General features: G+C 66.9%; 10 protein-coding genes and 1 pseudogene. 4 read left to right on the forward strand and 7 right to left on the reverse strand.

Going from position 1 to position 19,263, the window contains the following annotated elements; translation table 11 throughout:
* Positions 1 to 54: 54 nt before the first annotated feature.
* From metH to OC534_RS10505, 3 genes are read right to left on the reverse strand one after another with little or no spacing between them, the layout of a single operon-like run.
* Positions 55 to 2,739 carry a methionine synthase gene (gene metH / locus OC534_RS10495; protein ID WP_017356731.1) on the reverse strand — a complete coding sequence of 895 codons (2,685 nt, stop codon included), beginning with the start codon at positions 2,737 to 2,739 and terminating at the stop codon, positions 55 to 57.
* A complete protein-coding gene (locus tag OC534_RS10500) occupies positions 2,736 to 3,812 on the reverse strand; it encodes a homocysteine S-methyltransferase family protein (RefSeq protein ID WP_153165383.1) in 1,077 nt (358 codons plus the stop codon). The genes metH and OC534_RS10500 overlap by 4 nt, the downstream gene beginning before the upstream one ends.
* Before the next feature lie 9 nt (positions 3,813 to 3,821).
* Positions 3,822 to 4,751, reverse strand: coding sequence for a metalloregulator ArsR/SmtB family transcription factor (locus OC534_RS10505; protein WP_017356733.1), 930 nt, complete (start codon positions 4,749 to 4,751; stop codon positions 3,822 to 3,824).
* Between the two features lie 149 nt (positions 4,752 to 4,900).
* On the opposite strand from OC534_RS10505, the gene OC534_RS10510 reads away from it, so the two are divergent.
* Positions 4,901 to 6,049 carry an acyl-CoA dehydrogenase family protein gene (locus OC534_RS10510; RefSeq protein WP_017356734.1) on the forward strand — a complete coding sequence of 383 codons (1,149 nt, stop codon included), beginning with the start codon at positions 4,901 to 4,903 and terminating at the stop codon, positions 6,047 to 6,049.
* Between the two features lie 197 nt (positions 6,050 to 6,246).
* Here OC534_RS10510 and OC534_RS10515 read toward each other — a convergent pair whose 3' ends face one another.
* From OC534_RS10515 to OC534_RS10525, 3 genes are read right to left on the reverse strand one after another with little or no spacing between them, the layout of a single operon-like run.
* Positions 6,247 to 9,420: a multidrug efflux RND transporter permease subunit gene (locus tag OC534_RS10515; protein WP_017356735.1), complete on the reverse strand. Its 3,174-nt coding sequence runs from the start codon at positions 9,418 to 9,420 to the stop codon at positions 6,247 to 6,249.
* A 15-nt stretch (positions 9,421 to 9,435) separates the two neighbouring features.
* Positions 9,436 to 10,701 (reverse strand): efflux RND transporter periplasmic adaptor subunit, encoded by a 1,266-nt coding sequence (locus OC534_RS10520; protein ID WP_136003383.1) that lies wholly within the window; start codon positions 10,699 to 10,701, stop codon positions 9,436 to 9,438.
* Positions 10,701 to 11,360, reverse strand: a complete 660-nt coding sequence (locus OC534_RS10525; protein ID WP_136003385.1) for a TetR/AcrR family transcriptional regulator — start codon at positions 11,358 to 11,360, stop codon at positions 10,701 to 10,703. Before OC534_RS10525 ends, OC534_RS10520 begins: the two co-directional genes overlap by 1 nt.
* A 347-nt stretch (positions 11,361 to 11,707) precedes the next feature.
* Between OC534_RS10525 and OC534_RS10530 the strand changes: the two are divergent.
* The 3 genes and pseudogenes from OC534_RS10530 to OC534_RS10540 form a co-directional block, all read left to right on the forward strand.
* Positions 11,708 to 16,600, forward strand: a pseudogene (locus tag OC534_RS10530) (NAD-glutamate dehydrogenase domain-containing protein); the annotation flags it as partial.
* Positions 16,601 to 16,899: 299 nt separating this feature from the next.
* Positions 16,900 to 17,670 (forward strand): NAD kinase, encoded by a 771-nt coding sequence (locus tag OC534_RS10535; RefSeq protein WP_136003389.1) that lies wholly within the window; start codon positions 16,900 to 16,902, stop codon positions 17,668 to 17,670.
* 49 nt (positions 17,671 to 17,719) lie between these two features.
* Positions 17,720 to 18,664 (forward strand): 5'-nucleotidase, encoded by a 945-nt coding sequence (locus tag OC534_RS10540; RefSeq protein ID WP_017355219.1) that lies wholly within the window; start codon positions 17,720 to 17,722, stop codon positions 18,662 to 18,664.
* A gap of 48 nt (positions 18,665 to 18,712) precedes the next feature.
* On the opposite strand, the gene OC534_RS10545 is transcribed toward OC534_RS10540, so the two are convergent.
* Entirely contained in the window at positions 18,713 to 19,252 is a 540-nt protein-coding gene (locus OC534_RS10545) for a DUF2939 domain-containing protein (protein ID WP_153165384.1), read from the reverse strand.
* Positions 19,253 to 19,263 lie beyond the last annotated feature (11 nt).

The raw sequence follows: 19,263 nt of genomic DNA on the forward strand, positions 1-19,263 counted from the left end.
ATGAACCGGGGTAGAGCCGTCTGTTGGACAGCTGCATCGTCGACGTGGCGGTGCTCACTCCGGATCGTAGTCCAGATTCGAAGCCAGCCAGCGCTCGGCCTGCGCGCGGTCCACGCCTTTGCGCCGGGCGTAGTCGACCACCTGTTCGCGGCTCACCCGCCCGACCACGAAGTACTGGCTCTGCGGATGGCTGAAGTAGTAGCCCGACACCGCCGCGGTCGGCAGCATGGCGAAGCTCTCGGTGAGCTGCATGTCGGCATGTCGCCCGGCGTCCAGCAGCCGGAACAGCGTGGCCTTTTCGCTGTGCTCGGGGCAGGCCGGGTAGCCGGGGGCGGGGCGGATGCCGCTGTACTTCTCGGCGATCAACGCCTCGTTGTCCAGCTGCTCTTCCGGTTGGTAGCCCCAGTAGTCGGTGCGCACGTGCTGGTGCAGGCGCTCGGCCAGCGCCTCGGCGAGACGGTCGGCCAGCGCCTTGAGCAGGATCGCGTTGTAATCGTCGTGGTCGGCCTCGAAACGGGCCACGTGCGGGTCGATGCCGATCCCGGCGGTGACGGCGAACGCGCCGATCCAATCCTGTCTGCCGCTGTCGGCCGGCGCGATGAAATCGGCCAGGCAGAAGTCCGGCCGTTCCACCGGCTTGTCCACCTGCTGGCGCAGGAAGTGCAGCACCGCCGGTCCGTCGTCGGTGGTCAGGTGCACGTCGTCGCCGACGCTGTTGGCCGGCCAAAGCCCGAACACGGCCTTGGCGGTCAGCCACTTCTCGCCGACGATGCGGTCCAGCATCGCGCGGGCATCGCGGTAGAGCTCGCTGGCCTGGGTGCCGACGATCTCGTCGGTGAGGATCGCCGGGAACTTGCCCGCCAGTTCCCAGGCCTGGAAGAACGGCGTCCAGTCGATCACCTCGACCAGGTCGGCGAGCGGGTAGTCGTCGAGCACGTGCAGGCCGGGCCGGCGCGGCGCAGGCGGCACGTAGGTCGCCCAGCCGCCGTCGAAGCGCTGCGCACGCGCCTTGGCCAGGGTCACCAGCCGCTTGGCGTCGCCGCGGTTGCGATGGCGCTGGCGGATGTCGGCGTAGTCGGCCTCGTTGGCGGCCACGAAGGCGTCGCGCAGTTCGCTGGAGATCAGCGACTGGGCCACGCCGACCGCGCGCGAGGCATCCTTCACCCACACCGTGGGCGCGTTGTAGTGCGGGTCGATCTTCAGTGCGGTGTGCGCGCGAGAGGTGGTGGCGCCACCGATCATCAGCGGCAGGGTGAAGCCCTGTCGCTCCATTTCGCGCGCCACGTGGCTCATCTCTTCCAGCGAAGGGGTGATCAGCCCGGACAGCCCGATGATGTCGGCGTTCTCGGCGCGGGCGGCGTCGAGGATCTTCTGCGCGGGCACCATCACGCCCAGGTCGATCACCTCGAAATTGTTGCAGGCCAGGACCACGCCGACGATGTTCTTGCCGATGTCGTGCACATCTCCCTTGACCGTGGCCATGATGATCTTGCCGTTGCTCCTGGCGGTGTCGCCACTGCGCGCCTTCTCGGCCTCGATGAAAGGCAGCAGGTAGGCCACCGCCTTCTTCATCACGCGTGCGGACTTGACCACCTGCGGCAGGAACATCTTGCCGGCACCGAACAGGTCGCCGACCACATTCATGCCGTCCATCAGCGGCCCTTCGATCACGTCCAGGGGGCGGCTGGAGCGGAGCCGCGCTTCTTCGGTATCGGCTTCCACCCACGCATCCAGACCATGCACCAGCGCGTGCGCCAGGCGGGCATCGATCGGCTTGGTGCGCCAGGCCAGGTCTTCACCCTTGACCTCGCCCTTCCTGCCCTTGTAGCGCTCGGCGATCTCCAGCAGGCGTTCGGTGCCATCGCGGCGGCGGTTGAGGATCACGTCCTCGACGCGTTCGCGCAGTTCCGGGTCCAGCTCGTCGTAGATCGGCATGGCACCGGCGTTGACGATGCCCATGTCCATGCCCGCCGCGATCGCGTGGTACAGGAACACCGAGTGGATCGCCTGCCGGACCGTTTCGTTGCCGCGGAAGGAGAACGACACGTTGGACACGCCGCCGGACACATGGCAGTGCGGCAGCGTGCGCTTGATGATGCGGGTGGCTTCGATGAAGTCGACCGCATAGTTGTCGTGCTCTTCGATGCCGGTGGCGACGGCGAAGATGTTCGGATCGAAGATGATGTCCTGCGGCGGGAAGCCGACCTCATCCACCAGGATGCGGTAGGCGCGCGTGCAGATCTCGACCTTGCGCGCGCAGGTATCGGCCTGGCCGTCCTCGTCGAAGGCCATCACCACGGCGGCGGCGCCGTAGCGCAGCACCTTGCGCGCGTGCTCCACGAACTGCGCCTGGCCTTCCTTGAGCGAGATCGAGTTGACCACGCTCTTGCCCTGCAGGCACTTCAGCCCGGCCTCGATCACGCTCCACTTGGAGGAGTCGACCATCACCGGAATGCGGGCGATGTCCGGCTCGGACATGATCAGGTTGAGATAGCGCGTCATCGCCTTCTCGGAATCGATCAGGCCTTCGTCCATGTTGACGTCGAGGATCTGCGCGCCGTTGGCGACCTGCTGGCGCGCCACGTCCACCGCTTCCTCGTAGCGCTCTTCCTTGACCAGCTTGCGGAACTGCGCGCTGCCGGTGACGTTGGTGCGCTCGCCGATGTTGACGAACAGCAGGTCCGGGGTGATGACCAGCGGCTCCAGGCCGGACAGGCGCGTGCAGGGGGATGCGGTCATGGGCGTGCACGCGGCGGCAGGTCGGCCACGGCCTCGGCGATCGCCCGGATGTGCGCCGGCGAGGTGCCGCAGCATCCGCCGACGAGGTTGAGCAGCCCGGCACTGGCGAACTCGCGCAGGGTGGTGGCCATTTCCTCGGGAGTTTCGTCGTACTCGCCGAAGGCATTGGGCAGCCCGGCGTTGGGATGCGCGCTGATCAGGCAGTCGGCCACGGTGGCAAGGGTCTCCACGTGGGGGCGCATGTCGCTGGCGCCGAGCGCGCAGTTCAGCCCGACCGACAACGGGCGGCTGTGCGCCACCGAGGCGTAGAAGGCTTCGGCGGTCTGCCCGGACAGGGTGCGCCCGGAGGCATCGGTGATGGTGCCCGAAATCATGATCGGCAGCCGCCCGCCGCGGGCATCGAACACTTCTTCGATCGCGTACAGCGCCGCCTTGGCGTTGAGGGTGTCGAAGATCGTCTCCACCATGAGGGTATCGGCGCCGCCGTCGATGAGGCCCTCGATGGCGTCGCGGTAGGTCTCGCGCAGGGCATCGAAGCTGGTGTTGCGGAACCCGGGATCGTTGACGTCCGGGCTGATCGAGGCGGTGCGGCTGGTCGGGCCGAGCACGCCGATCACGAAGCGCGGCTTGCCCGGCGTGGTGGCGGCCACCGCGTCGCAGCATGCGCGGGCGACCTGCGCGCCGGCCTTGTTGAGTTCGTAGACCAGATGCTCCAGGTGGTAGTCGGCCTGGCTGATCGCGGTTGCGTTGAACGTATTTGTTTCGACCAGGTCGGCGCCGGCTTCCAGGTAGGCGGTGTGGATACCGGCGATGACCTCGGGCCGGGTCAGCAGCAGGAGGTCGTTGTTGCCTTTCAGGTCGTGGCCCTGCGGCGTCGCCTCGCCATGCGCGCAGCCGGCCCCGTGCAGGTGGTCGTAGCCTGCGGCGAAGCGTTCGCCGCGGTAGTCGTCTTCGTCCAGCCCGTGGCGCTGGATCATCGTGCCCATTGCGCCATCGATGATCAGGATGCGCTGCGCCAGCGCCTGTTCAAGCGCGTGCACACGGTCGGGATACAGCCAGGGCAGGGAAGACATCGAGGGGGCTCAGGGTTTGCTGGCGATCAGCGAGATGACTTCGAAATGCGGCGGGCGCTTCTCGCGGGTCACCGTTTCCAGGCTGGAGACGACCAGTCCGGCCTTCTCCACGAATCTGCGCAGTTCCTTGTCGCTGAAACCCAGGTTGACGTGGCCGTAGGCATCCACTGCGGCCCGGTGCTCATGCCGCGCCAGGCTGCACAGCAGCAGGCGGCCGCCGGAGCGCAGGACGCGCGCGCCCTCGGCAACGGCCTGGGCCGGTTTGGCGGCATAGGTCAGCGCGTGCATCAGCACCACCAGATCAAACGTGCGGTCCTTGAAGGGCAGGGCGTGCATGTCGCCCTCGCGCACCTCCACGTTGGCCAGCCGGCGCAGGCGTTCGCTGGCCGCGGCCACCACGCGCGCACTGGTGTCGATGCAGACATAGCGCTTGGCGTGCGGGGCCACCAGTTCGGCCAGCACGCCGTCGCCGGAGGCGATGTCGAGCACATCGCCGGTTTCCAGCAGCGGCAGCGCGGTGCGCGCCAGCGCCTCCCAGGTACGCCCGGGGGAATAGTGGCGCTCCATGTCACCGGCCACGCTGTCGGCCCAGTTCTGGTCGGCGGCGCGGCTGGCCAGAACGCTGGCCACGCGTTCAGCATCCTGACGCAGCAGCGGATCGTCGCTGCCGGTGCTCAGGGCATGCCACAATGCGCGCTGCGCCGGGTCCAGGGCGGCGTCGTCGAAGCGGTAGTATGCCGACACGCCGGAACGCCGGTCGCGCACCAGCCCGGCTTCTTTGAGCCGCGCCAGGTGGGTGGACACGCGTGGCTGCGCCAGCGTGGTGATGGCCGACAGCTCGGCCACGGTCAGTTCTTCCTGTTCCAGCAGCGCCAGCAGGCGCACGCGGGTGGCGTCGGCGAACACCTTCAGCCGGACAGACCAATCCTCGAGATCCATGAATATCTACCTATCGCGATATAGAGATATTTTCGTCCCTTGCCCTGTGCGGGGTCAAGTCAGCCCGGAATCACTGTCGCTCGGTACAATCGCCCGACCTTGGGCTGCGCATTCCGCAGCCCATTTCGCCATGTTCCCGGGAGGGTGTTGTGGATTTCAGCTTTACTGAAGAGCAGTTGATGCTGCAGGACGTCGCGCGTCGCATCGCGCAGGAAAAAATCGCTCCCAGCGCGGAGCATCACGACCGGACCGGCGAGTTCCCGCTGGAGAACATCCGCCTGCTCGGCGAGAACGGCCTGATGGGCATCGAAGTGCCCGCCGAATACGGCGGCGCCGGCATGGACCCGATCGCGTACGTGCTGGCGATGGTGGAGGTCGCCGCCGGTGACGCCGCGCATTCGACCATCATGTCGGTCAACAACTCGCTGTTCTGCAACGGCATCCTCACCCACGGCAGCGAAGCGCAGAAGCAGACCTATGTGCGTGCCATCGCCGAGGGCGAGGCCATCGGCGCGTTCGCGCTGACCGAGCCGCAGTCCGGGTCGGATGCCACCGCGATGCGGTGCCGCGCGGTCAAACAGGCCGACGGCACCTTCGTCATCAACGGCAAGAAGAGCTGGATCACCTCCGGCCCGGTGGCCAAGTACATCGTGCTGTTCGCCATGACCGACCCGGACCAGGGCGCGCGTGGCATCACTGCGTTCATGATCGACACCGACAAGCCGGGCTTCCACCGCGGCAAGACCGAGCCGAAGCTCGGCATCCGTGCGTCGGCTACCTGCGAGATCGAGTTCCAGGATTATGTGGCCGCTGCCGATGACGTGGTGGGCAAGGAAGGCGAAGGCTTCAAGATCGCGATGGGCGTGCTCGACGCCGGCCGCATCGGCATCGCCTCGCAGGCCATCGGCATTGCCCGCGCCGCCTACGAGGCAACGCTGGAGTACGTAAGGGACCGCAAGGCGTTCGGCGCGGCCATCGGCACGTTCCAGATGACCCAGGCCAAGATCGCCGACATGAAGTGCAAGCTGGACGCAGCGCTGCTGCTGACCCTGCGCGCGGCATGGGTGAAGGGCCAGGGCAAGCGCTTCAGCAATGAAGCAGCCATCGCCAAGCTGACCGCTTCGGAAGCGGCGATGTGGATCACCCACCAGGCGGTGCAGATCCACGGCGGCATGGGCTACTCCAAGGAAATGCCCCTGGAGCGTTACTTCCGTGATGCCAAGATCACCGAGATCTACGAAGGTACCTCGGAGATCCAGCGCCTGGTCATCGCCCGCAACGAGACCGGCCTGCGCTGAGCCGCGGTTCACTCGAGGCACACACCCGGGGCCCTTCGTGGGCCCCGGGTGTTTTCGGCACCGGCAGGGAATCACGGAGCCCGTAGGGCCGGGCAGAGCCCGGCTCTACGAGGCTGGCCGCAACTGCACGGACCAGCGCCCATGAAAAAGCCCCGGATCGCTCCGGGGCTTTTCAGTTCAACGTTCCATCAACCGGATCAACGATCCGGACGGTGGGCCGCGTTGGCTTCGCTCTGGCGCTCGACGAACTCCCTGGAGGGCTCGTCCAGCTTGTCGCCCAGCATCCGGCGGACCACGATGAAGAACACCGGGATCATCAGCAGGCCCAGGAAGGTGGCAAACACCATGCCGCCGATCACGCCGGTACCGATGGCGTGGCGGGCGTTGGCGCCTGCACCGGTGGAGATGGCCATCGGCACCACGCCCAGGATGAAGGCGAAGGAGGTCATCAGGATCGGGCGGAAGCGCAGGCGCGAGGCCTCGATGGTGGCCTCGCGCAGGGTCTTGCCCGCTGCACGCTGCTCCACCGCGAACTCCACGATCAGGATGGCGTTCTTGGCCGCCAGACCGATCACGGTGATCAGGCCGATCTTGAAGTAAAGATCGTTGGGCAGGCCCCGGGCCAGCGAGAACGCCAGCGCGCCGAGCACGCCCAACGGCACCACCAGCAGCACCGCCACCGGGATCGACCAGCTCTCATACAGCGCGGCCAGGCACAGGAACACCACCACGATGGACAGCACCAGCAGCAGGGTCGCCGCGTTGCCGGCCAGGATTTCCTGGTAGCTCATGCCCGACCAGTCGTAGCCGAAGCCCGCCGGCAGGTCGTCGCTGACGATCCGTTCCATCGCCTGCATCGCCTCACCCGAGCTGCGTCCGGGTGCCTGCGAACCGACGATGTTCACCGCCGAGTAGCCGTTGTAGCGGCTCAGCGACGGCGGAGCGGACATCCACTCGGACTTCACCACGGTGCTCAACGGAATCATCGCCGGGGTGCCGTCTGCGTTGGTCTGCAGGCTGCTGGGCGTGTAGAAGCTGTTGAGCGACTCGGCACCGGTGCGATACGGGCCGTCGGCCTGCATGGTCACGCGCTTGATGCGGCCTTCGTAGAAGAAGTCGTTGACGTACACCGGGGCCAGCATCAGCTGGATGGTGCTGTACACGTCCGACACCGACAGGCCCATCGTCTGCGCCTGCACGCGGTCCACGTGCAACTGCAGCTGCGGGGCGTTTTCCAGGCCGTTGGGACGCACGCCGGTGAGCAGGTCGCTCTCCTGTGCCGCCTTGCCCAGCAGGATGTTGCGTGCCTGCGTCAGCTGCTCATAGCCCGCACCACCGCGATCCTGCAGCCACATGTCAAAGCCGCCGAACTGGCCCAGACCCTGCACGGTGGGCAGGTTGACCACGAAGATCTGTGCCTCCTTGATGCCGTAGAAGGCGCCGTTCATGTTCTGGATGAACTCGGGCACGGTGACCTTGCGCTCGTCCCACGGCTTGAGGCGGATGAAGCCCATGCCGACGTTTTCGCCGGAACCGACGAAGCTGAAACCGGCCACCTGCAGCATGCCCTCGAACCCTTCCTGGTCCTTGAGCACGCCACGCATCTGCGCGAAGGCCTGGTTGGTCTGGGCCTTGGTCGAACCCGGCGGCAGCTGCACGATCGCCAGCGCGTAGCCCTGGTCTTCCTCGGGCAGGAAGCTGCCCGGCATGCGCGTGAACAGGAAGCCGCACAGCACGGTCAGAACCACGAACAGGATCATCCAGCGCGGCGCATGGCGTACCGCCGAGGTGATGTGGCCCACGTAGGTGCCACTGATCCGGTCGTAGTACTTGTTGAACGTGCGGTAGACGATGTTCGGCTTGTCGCTGTGGGTCGGCTTGAGGAAGGTCGCGCACAGGGCCGGGGTGAAGCCCAGCGCCAGGAACGCGGAGAAGCCCATCGCGATGGCGATGGTCAGCGCGAACTGCTTGTAGATCTCACCGGCCGCACCGCCCTGCAGGGCCGAGGGAATGAACACCGCCGCCAGCACCACGGTGATGGCCACCACCGCGCCGGTGATCTGGGTCATGGCCTTCTGGGTGGCGGCCTTGGGCGGCAGCTTCTCCTCGGTCATGATGCGCTCGACGTTCTCGATGACCACGATGGCGTCATCGACCACGATGCCGATCGCCAGCACCATCGCAAACAGGGTCAGCTGGTTGATGGTGAAGCCGATGATGCTCATGCCCAGGAAGGTGCCGAGCAGGGCCACCGGAATGACCAGGGTCGGGATCAGCGTGGCACGGAAGTTCTGCAGGAAGATCAGCATCACCAGGAACACCAGTGCCACTGCTTCGATCAGGGTCTTGACCACTTCCTCGATCGAGATCTTGACGAAGGTGGTGCTGTCGTACGGCGAGAACCAGCTCACGCCCGCCGGGAAGCTGGGGGACAGCTCATCCATCTTGGCGGTGACCGCGTTGGCCACGTTCAGGGCATTGGCGCCAGGCAGCAGCTGGATCGCGAAAGCACCGGTCGGCTTGCCGTTGTACTGGGTATCAAAGCCGTAGTTGTTGGCGCCGAAGGCGATCCGGGCCACGTCCTTGAGCATCACCCGCGAACCGTCGGTATTGGCGCGCAGGATGATGTTCTCGAACTCGTCGGGCGAGCTGAAGCGGCCTTCGGCCGACACGGTGGCCGTGAAGTAGTGGCCTTCCGGCGACGGATCCGAGCCCAGCGAACCAGCCGCGAACTGCACGTTCTGGTCCTTGATCGCGGCCAGCACCTGGGTGGCCGACAGGCCATAGCCCTGCATCTTTTCCGGATTGAGCCAGATGTTCATGGCGTACTCGGAACCGAACTGCTGGGTGCTGCCGACGCCGGGAATGCGCGAGATCTGGTCGAGCACACGCGAACCGACGATGTCGTTGAGCGCGTCACGGTCGATCGAGGCGCTGTCCGACTGCAGGGCGACCACCATCAGGAAGCCTGCGTTGGCCTTGGCCACCACCACGCCCTGCTGGGTCACTTCGGTGGGCAGGCGCGGGGTGGCCAGCGACACCTTGTTCTGCACTTGCACCTGGGCGATGTCCGGATCGGTGCCGGTCTCGAAGGTCAGGGTGATCGAGGCACGGCCATTGGAGGCCGAGGACGAGCTGAAATACAGCAGGTGGTCGATACCGGTCAGCTGCTGCTCGATCACCTGGGTGACCGATTTTTCGGTGGTGTCGGCGCTGGCGCCGGGGTAGGTGGCGCTCACCGTCACCTGGGGCGGTGCGATGCTCGGGTAGGACTCCACGCCCAGACCGAGGATCGAGATCACGCCCGAGAGCGAGATCAGGATCGCGACCACCCAGGCGAATACCGGGTGTTCAATGAAAAATTTAGGCATGACGGACGGTTCCCGTTATTGCTTGTTCGGTTCGGCGGCAGGGGCCGCGTCGGCCTTGTCGGCGGGCGCATCGGCCGGCGGGGCGGCAGCATCGGGCTTGGCCGCCGCCGGTGCGGCACCGGCAGCAGCCGGGGCTTGGCCATTGGCGTTGGCGCTGGCCGGATCCCACGGCTTGGCCGTGGCGGGCGCGCCTTCCTTGACCTTCTGCACGCCGGCAACGATCACCTTGTCACCGGCTTCCAGACCGCCGCTGACCAGCCAGTTGCCGCCCTGCTGGCCTTCGCTCTTGACGTTCTTGCGGGCGACCTTGCCGTCCTTGCCCACCACCAGCACGTAGCCGCCGGTGGTATCGCGCTGCAGGGCCTGCAGCGGCACCAGGAACGCGTTGTTGCGCTCGCCCAGGGTGGCCTGGAAGCTGACGAAGGCGCCCGGCAGCAGAATCTGCTGCGGGTTGGGCAGGACCGCGCGCAGCGACACCGCGCCGGTGGCCGGGTCGACGGTGGTCGAGGAGAAGTCCAGCGTGCCCGGCTGGTCATAGACGGTGCCGTCGGCGAGCTTGACCTGCACGGTCGATTTGCCATCGCCGCTCAGGGCCAGCTGGCCCTTGGCCTGCGCCGCACGCATCTGGGTGAGCTCGTCCACGCTCATCGAGAAGTTCACATAGAGCGGGTCGAGCTGGTCCACGGTGGTCAGCAGGGTCACGTCGCCCTGACCGACCAGCGCGCCTTCGGTGACCTGCTGCTTGCCCGCGCGGCCGCTGATCGGTGCGGTCACTTCGGCGTAGCCGAGGTTGATCTTCGCGCTGGTCAGGGCGGCCTGGGCCTGCTGTACGGCGGCGGCGGCGGTGCGTTCGGCCGCTTCGGCCGAGTCCAGGTCCGAGCGCGACACGAACTTCTGCGGGGCCAGCGAGCGGGCGCGGTTGGCGGCGGCTTTGGCGTTGGCGTAAGTAGCCTGCGCCGAGGCCAGCTCGGCCTGCGAGGCGTTCAACGAGGCGCGCAGCGGGGCCGGGTCGATCAGGAACAGCACCTGGCCCTGCTTGACGTCGGCGCCTTCCTGGTAGACGCGCTTGAGCAGCACGCCGGGCACGCGGGCGCGGACATCGGCGCTGCGGTACGGCGACAGGCGGCCGACCAGCTCACGCTGCAGCGGCAGCGTCTGCGGCTTGGCATCGATCACGCCCACTTCCGGCGGCGGGGGCATCTGCTGCTCTGGCTTCTTGCAGGCGGTCAGTGCGACAGCGACTGCGCACGTCAGGGCAAGGGTGCGGAGTGGGGCGATCATCAGGAGAAACTCCGGTGTTGGTTTGAATACGGAGCCGTGGCGGTTTCCGGCACGGCGAACGCGCGCAGGAAGCTGTCGACGGAGAATTCTGCCCAGCGACGGCGCTCGGCGGCGTCGACGCGGTGGGGGGTATGGAAACGCTGCTTCTCGACGTCCAGGCCGGCGATCATGCTTAGTAGCAGTTCGGCCATGAAGTGCGGGTCGTCATGCCTGAGCTGGCCGAGGGCGCTGCGCGCCTGTATCCATTCAGCCACGTGAAGGTGCAGCGCCCCCGCACCATCGCGATACAGGGCCCCGGCCTCCTCCGGAAACCGGGCCGACTCGGCGGCGATCAGCCGGCGGGCCTGGGCCACGTGCGGCTGGTGGGTGTGCTCCAGGTAGTCGCTGGCGAACTGCAGCAGGCTGCCGCGCAGGTCGCCCTGGTCCAGGCTGTGCAGCCCGGCGGTGGCGCGGCTGACATGCCGTTGCATCACCCGGCGCAACAATTCCTGCTTGCTGCCATAGCGGCTGTAGAGGGTCTGCTTGGAGCAGCCCGCATGCTGGGCCACCGCGTCCATGCTGATCTGCATGCCCTGGGTGGCGAACAGGTCGCGCACGGCATCGAACACGCGCTGGTCGCGCGCATCCAGGGGGCTGGCGGCGGGGTGTGGGGGATTCACGCGGTGGACTATACCGTCCAGTTCAGAATTGGAGAAGCCTTGTATTCGCGCGCAGTTGGATGCCGCACGTCAAGTTGCCACACATGTGGCCGATGCTGCGTTGCGTGGCGCTCCGCCGCGTGCCCCCGTACGCGTGCGGATCGACCGGCGCGATGTAAACGCCACCCAACCCGAATTGCCTTATTCCGTCCTGCAGCAAGGTATTTCTGTGCGGTAGGCCTACAATTTCATTTTCCCAACTGAGCAACACGCACCGCTCTGCCATGAAACCGCAAAAACCAGCAGCCAAGACCGTGAAAAACAAATCCAAACCAGCCGATACGCAGACTGTTTCGCCAGTGGGCTTCTCGCTGGAGCCGGTGTACACGGCCTTGCGCAAGCGCTACCCGTCGGCCGGGCAGGCCGAGGCAGTGGCTTTTGCCGCCGACTTCTACAAGCGCATGGAGGCGGACGAGTTCCCGCACCACACCGCTGAGGAGTGGGCCGCACTGGCAGCGGACACGCTGGAGTTCGCCCGCGTCCGCAAGCCGGGCAAGGCCAACGTGCGCGTGTTCAACCCGACCCTGAAGGCCAATGGCTGGGAGTCGGCGCACACCGTGCTGCAGATCGTCAATGACGACATGCCGTTCCTGGTCGACACGGTGACGATGTCGCTGGCCGAGCACGGCATCGGCGTGCATGTGCTGGGCCATCCGGTGATCCGCTTCGCCCGCGACAAGGCCGGCAAGCTCACCGCGGTCAGCGATGGCACCGCCGAGTCGGTGATGCTGCTGGAGATCGACCGCCAGCCGGCCGACGCCATGAGCGATGTCGAGCAGGCCATCATCAAGGCGCTGGACGAGGTGCGTGCCATCGTCCGCGACTGGGATGCCATGCGCACCAAGGCGCTGGCCCTGGCCGACGACCTGGGTACCCGCCAGCTGCCGGTCGACGCCGCCTCGCGCGCCGAAGCCCAGGAATTCCTGCGCTGGGCGGCCGAGAACCACTTCACCTTCTTCGGCTACCGCGAATACCGCGTCGAGAAGCAGGGCAAGGAAGAGGTCCTCGCACCGCTCAACGATACCGGCCTGGGCCTGATGCGCGGCAAGGACAAGTCCGCCGCCCGTCCGGTCAAGACGCTGGCCGCGCAGGGCCTCAACGCCACCACCGGGCTGAAGGACGCGCTGATCCTGACCAAGACCAATGCCCGTTCGCGCGTGCATCGCTCCGGCTACATGGATTACATCGGCGTGCTGGAATTCGACGCCAAGGGCAAGATCATCGGCGAACAGCGCTTCCTTGGCCTGTTCACCTCCAGCGCCTACAACCGCCGCCCGTGGGAAATCCCGCTGGTGCGCCAGCGCCATGAGTATGTGATGACGCAGTCCGGCCTGGCGCCGGCCAGCCACAGCGGCAAGGCGCTGCGCCACATCCTGGAGACGCTGCCCCGCGAAGAACTGTTCCAGTCCAGCGAGGACGAACTGTTCCGCACCGCGATGGGCGTGCTGGGCCTGCAGGAGCGCGTGCGCAGCCGCCTGTTCCTGCGCCGCGACAAGTACAGCCGTTTCATCTCCGCGCTGGTGTACCTGCCGCGCGAACGATTCAACACCGACGTGCGCCTGCGCATCGAGGCGATGCTCAAGGACGCCCTGCAGGGCGAGTACGTGGACAGCTCGGTGGTCCTCGGTGAGTCGCCGCTGGCCCAGGTGCACCTGATCGTGCGTCCGAAGGCCGGCCAGACCCTGGAAGTGGACACCAGCGCGCTGGAGCAGAAGCTGGCCCAGGTGCTGCGCAACTGGCAGGACGACCTGCGCGAAGCGCTGGTGGCGCGCCACGGCGAAAGCGAAGGCCTGCGCATTGCCGCCCGCATCGGCAAGGCACTGCCGGCCGGCTACATCGAAGACTCGAGCACCGAGATCGCCGCCAACGACGTCAGCCAGCTTGACGCGTTGACCGGCCCGGACGACCTGCGCCTGAGCCTGCAGGCCGTGCAGCGCGATGGCGGCGACGGGCTGCGCCTGAAGCTGTATCGCCAGCTGGACGACATTCCGCTGTCCGATGCGCTGCCGATGATGGAGAACATGGGCCTGCGCGTGATCGCCGAGCGTCCGTACCGGCTGACGGTCGACAACGCCCCGGTGTACGTGCAGGACTTCGAAGTGGAATCGGTGGCCGGTGCGATCGACGCATCGAGCGTCGATGCCGCTTTCGGTGAAACCTTCGCCCGCGTCTGGCACGGCGATGCCGAGAACGACGGCTTCAACCGCCTGGTGCTCGCCGCCGGCCTGCACTGGCGCCAGGTCGCCATGCTGCGTGGCTACTGCAAGTACCTGCTGCAGACCGGCGTGCCGTTCTCGCAGGCCTACGTGGAAGGCACCTTCACCCGTTACCCGCTGCTGGCACGCCTGCTGGTGGAGCTGTTCGAAGCCCGCTTCGATCCGGCCACCGGCAACGAGAGCAAGGACGAAATCGCCGAGGGCCAGGCCCAGCTGCGCGCGCACCTGACCGTGCTGGCCGGCGGCGACGAGGCTACCCTGAAGGTGCTCAAGACCGTGGTCGACGCCCGCAAGGGCGACCGCAAGGTGCAGATGGATGCCGCGCGCGATGCGCTGCTCAAGCTGATGGACCGTGTGTCCAGCCTGGATGAAGACCGCATCCTGCGCAGCTTCATGGGCGTGATCGACGCGACCCTGCGCACCAGCTACTACCAGACCGATGCCGAAGGCCGTCCGGGTCACGTCATCAGCTTCAAGTTCGATTCGGCACTGGTGCCGGACCTGCCCAAGCCGCGCCCGTACCGCGAGATCTTCGTGTACGGCCCGCGCGTGGAAGGTACCCACCTGCGCTTCGGCGCGGTTGCCCGTGGCGGCCTGCGCTGGTCGGACCGTCGCGAAGACTTCCGTACCGAAGTGCTGGGCCTGGTCAAGGCGCAGATGGTCAAGAACACCGTGATCGTGCCGGTCGGCGCGAAGGGCGGCTTCTTCGCCAAGATGCCGCCGGTGAACGGCGACCGCGATGCGGTCTTCGCCAACGGCGTGGCCTGCTACAAGCTGTTCATCCAGGGCCTGCTGGATATCACCGACAACATCGTCAACAACAAGATCGTGCCGCCGGTGGACGTGGTCCGCCACGACATGGACGACCCGTATCTGGTGGTGGCGGCCGACAAGGGCACCGCGACGTTCTCCGACATCGCCAACGGCCTGGCCGTGGCGCACGGCTTCTGGATGGGCGATGCGTTCGCCTCCGGTGGTTCGGTGGGCTACGACCACAAGGGCATGGGCATCACCGCGCGTGGCGCATGGGAGTCGGTCAAGCGCCACTTCCGCGCGCTGGGCCGTGACAGCCAGAGCCAGGACTTCACCGCCGTCGGCGTCGGCGACATGTCCGGCGACGTGTTCGGCAACGGCATGCTGCTGTCGCGTCACATCCGCCTGGTCGCGGCATTCGATCACCGCCACATCTTCCTGGACCCGAATCCGGATGCGGCCACGTCGTTCGTCGAGCGCGAGCGCATGTTCACCGTGCCGCGTTCCAGCTGGGCCGACTACGACGCCAAGCTGATCAGCAAGGGCGGCGGCGTCTTCCCGCGCACGCTGAAGTCGATCGAGATCACCCCGCAGGTGCGTGAGGTGCTGGGCCTGGACGAGAACGTCAAGGCGCTGTCGCCCAACGACCTGATGAGTGCCATCCTCAAGGCGCCGGTGGACCTGCTGTGGAACGGCGGCATCGGTACCTACGTCAAGGCGGCCAGCGAGCAGCACAGCGATGTCGGCGACCGCGCCAACAACGCGCTGCGCGTCAACGGTGGCGAGCTGCGCTGCAAGGTGGTGGGCGAGGGCGGCAACCTGGGCATGACCCAGCTGGGCCGCATTGAAGCCGCCCAGGCCGGCGTGCTGCTCAACACCGACTTCATCGACAACTCGGCCGGTGTGGATACCTCCGACCACGAAGTCAACATCAAGATCCTGCTCAACGATGTGGTGCGGGCCAAGAAGCTGACCGTTGAACAGCGCAACAAGCTGCTGGCGTCGATGACCGACGAAGTGGCCGCGCTGGTGCTCAACGACAACTACCGCCAGAACCAGGCCCTGAGCCTGATGGAGCGGATGGCGGTCAAGCGCCTGGGCTCCAAACAGCACTTCATCCGCACGCTGGAGCAGCAGGGTCTGCTCGATCGCCAGATCGAGTTCCTGCCGTCCGACGCGGAGCTGTCGGCACGCAAGGCGCGTGGCCAGGGTCTGACCCGTCCGGAGCTGTCGGTGCTGTTGTCCTACTCCAAGCTGGTGGCGTTCGCCCAGCTGCTGGATTCGGACATTCCGGAAGATCCGTACCTGTCCAAGGAACTGCAGCGCTACTTCCCGACGCCGCTGCAGAAGAAGTATGCCGATGCGATGGAACGTCACCGCCTGAAGCGCGAGATCATCGCCACGGCCGTGACCAACCAGACCATCAACCGCATGGGCGCCACCTTCCTGATGCGCATGCAGGAAGACACCGGCCGCAGCATTGCCGAGGTTGCCAAGGCGTACACGATCAGCCGTGAAACGCTGGACGCGCGCGCCCTGTGGGCGCAGATCGACGCCCTCGACGGCACTCTGCCGGAGTCGGTGCAGATCGATGCGCTGGAAGTCATCTGGAAGCTGCAGCGCTCGTTCGTGCGCTGGCTGCTGTCGCGCCCCGGCGCGATGCCGGGCATCACCGAGGCGGTGAACCGTTACCAGGCGGCGTTCAACGACATCCGCGTGGCCTCCGGCGTGCTGCCGGACTCCCAGCGCCCGGCCTACGAGGCGAGCGTGCAGGAGTGGAAGGAGAAGGGTCTGCCGCCGGCACTGGCACAGCAGCTGTCGGAGCTGCAGTTCCTGGAACCGGCGTTCGACATCATCGAACTGGCCCGCACCCGCAAGCTCAAGCCGGTGGACGTGTCCAAGATCCACTTCCGCCTGGGCGACGCCCTGCAGCTGCCGTGGCTGTTCGAGCAGATCGACGCGCTGGAGGTCAACGGCCGCTGGCACGCCGTGGCCCGTGGCGTGCTGCGCGACGAGCTGGCCGCCCATCACCGCAACCTGGCTGCCCAGGTGCTGTCGATGAAGGGCGGCAGCGCGGAGGCCAAGGTCGCCGCCTGGATCGGCCGTGACGACAGCAGCCTGCGCTTCACCCTGTCGATGCTGGCCGAACTGGCCGAGCAGAAGACCCTGGACTACCCGACCGTGTCGGTCGCGGTGCAGCGCCTTGGTCAGCTGGCCGCGCACGGCGCGTAACCCGCGCTGACGCGTGAAAACGAAAGGGCCCCGCTTCTTCGGGGCCTTTTCTTTGGGGCGACGGCGTGTTGATCTGGCAACCCACTGTCTGAGGGTCGCCGGGTGCGGGGGACGGGACACGCCGTAAACCCATCCCTGGGGGCTCGTAGAAAACACCCATGTTTTCTACGGTCCCGCACCCCCGCACCCGACGGCCCCTGGACAGTGGATCGGTGGCCTTGGGAACAGCCTGTGACACGCCATACGTGTCTGTGCGTCGACCGGGTATGCTTCGGTCGTATGCCTTACCCGGACTTTCCATGAGCGACACCCCCCGCATCGCTTTTCTGGCCAGCAGCACCGAGCCCGCGCAGCAGGCCCTGGCGCTGATGCTGGCCCGCTACGGCGCATGCCCGCCCGAGGAGGCCGATGTCCTGTGCCCGCTGGGCGGTGACGGCTTCCTGCTGCAGACCCTGCACCGCCACGGCGCACTGGGCAAGCCGGTGTTCGGCATGAAGCTGGGCACCGTGGGCTTTCTGATGAACCAGTTCCGTGACGACGACCTGCCGGCGCGGCTGGCGGCCGCCGAGCCGGCCAACCTGCGCCCGCTGGAGATGCTGGCGTTGACCGAATCGGGTACGACCACCGGCTCGCTGGCCTATAACGACGTCTCCCTGCTGCGCCAGACCCGCCAGGCCGCGCATATCGGCATCGATCTCAACGGCCAGGAGCGGGTTGCCGAGCTGATCGGCGACGGCGTACTGGTGGCCACCCCGGCCGGCAGCACCGCCTACAACTATTCCGCGCATGGCCCGATCCTGCCGCTGGGCTCGCACACCATCGCCCTGACGCCATTGGCACCCTATCGCCCGCGGCGCTGGCGTGGCGCGATCCTCAAGGCCGATACCGAAGTACGCTTCCGCGTGCTCGATCCCTACAAGCGTCCGGTCAGCGTCACCGCCGATTCCCACGAGACCCGCGACGTGGTCGAAGTGACCATCCGCGAGTCGCGCGAGCGCCGGGTGACGATGCTGTTCGACCCCGAACACAACCTGGAAGACCGGATCCTCAGCGAACAGTTCATGTTTTGACGGACAATAGCTGGCCGGCCGATCTGGCCGCATTGGATGGCTGACCGACATGGGCGACAACACCCCCCGCTTGCTGACCGTGGCCGTGACCTCGCGCGCCCTGTTCGACCTGGAAGAAGGCCACGCGCTGTTCGAGGCGGAAGGCGTGGATGCCTATGCCGAGTACCAGCGCAAGCACGAGGACGATGTGCTGCGCCCCGGCGTGGCCTTCCCGGTGGTGCGCAAGCTGTTGGCGCTCAACCAGGGGCAGTCGCCGGAGTCGCCGCGGGTGGAGGTGATCCTGCTGTCGCGCAACTCGGCCGATACCGGGCTGCGCATTTTCAACTCGATCCAGCACTACGGGCTGGGCATCATCCGGGCCACGTTCACCGCCGGCGAACCGACCTGGCCGTACGTGAAGCCGTTCGGCACCGATCTCTTTCTGTCGGCCAACCCCGAGTCGGTGCGGCGGGCGCTGCTGCACGGCATCGCTGCCGCCACGATCCTGCCCAAGCCCCCGGGCGAAACCATCGCCGCCGCCGAGCAGCTTGATCTGGGCCGGCCCGCCGGGCAGCTGCGCATCGCCTTCGATGGCGACGCGGTGATCTTCGGCGATGAAAGCGAGCGTATTTCGCGCGAACAGGGGGTGGAAGCCTTCGGCCGGCATGAGCGCGAGAATGCACGCGAGCCCCTGAGCGGCGGCCCGTTCCGCAACTTCCTGTCGGCGCTGCACACCCTGCAGGCGGTGTTCCCGTCCGGCGAAGACGCGCCGATCCGCACGGCGCTGGTCACCGCGCGGTCCGCGCCGGCGCATGAGCGGGTGATCCGCACCCTGCGCGAGTGGGGCGTGCGCCTGGACGAGGCGCTGTTCCTGGGCGGGCGTCACAAGGGGCCGTTCCTGGAAGCGTTCGGCGCGGACATCTTCTTCGATGATTCGCAGCACAACATCGACAGCGCCCGCCAGCACCAGAGCGTGGCGGCTGGTCATGTTCCGCATGGCGTGGCCAACGACTGAGCCGGGTAGAGGGCGGGTCACGACCGTCGGTCGGGACGCCCTGAACACTCACTGCAGCGGCAGCACGATGTTCACCAGTTTCCAGCGCAGCCCGTGGCGCTGCAGCACGAAGACCACCGGTGTGCCGTCCGGCGTGTGCGTGGTGGCGGTGAAGCGCGACAGCGATTCGAAATGGTGCTCGGCGCCCTGCAGCGGTCGCGCGGCGCGTGGCGCGGCGTAGGCGTCGGTGCTGTCCAGATCATTGCTGGCGCGCTTCCACAGCGTGTGTCCCTGCAGCACGGCATCGATGCCGGTCGGGGTCACCATCGCATCCACGGCGGTGCCGGTGAGCGTCTGGCTGGCCGACAACAGCAGCGCGCCGATCCTGTTCGACTGCACCTCCGGGCCGGCCCGGCGGACGACATAGTCGTTGAGCTGTGCGCGCAGATTGGCGCGCAGCAGCGGGAAGTCGACGTAACGGTCGAGCCGGGTGGTGTCGCGGGTTTCGATGGCCTGGGCCAGGCCGCGCACCGCGAGGTACGGGCCACTGAACCAGGCGCCGGCGAGCAGGACGACGACGGCAAGCACGAGCCAGGGGAGTTTCTTCATGCCGTGGCGGC

This window comes from Stenotrophomonas sp. Marseille-Q5258 (assembly GCF_946900935.1).
Taxonomy (GTDB): Bacteria; Pseudomonadota; Gammaproteobacteria; order Xanthomonadales; family Xanthomonadaceae; genus Stenotrophomonas; species Stenotrophomonas nematodicola.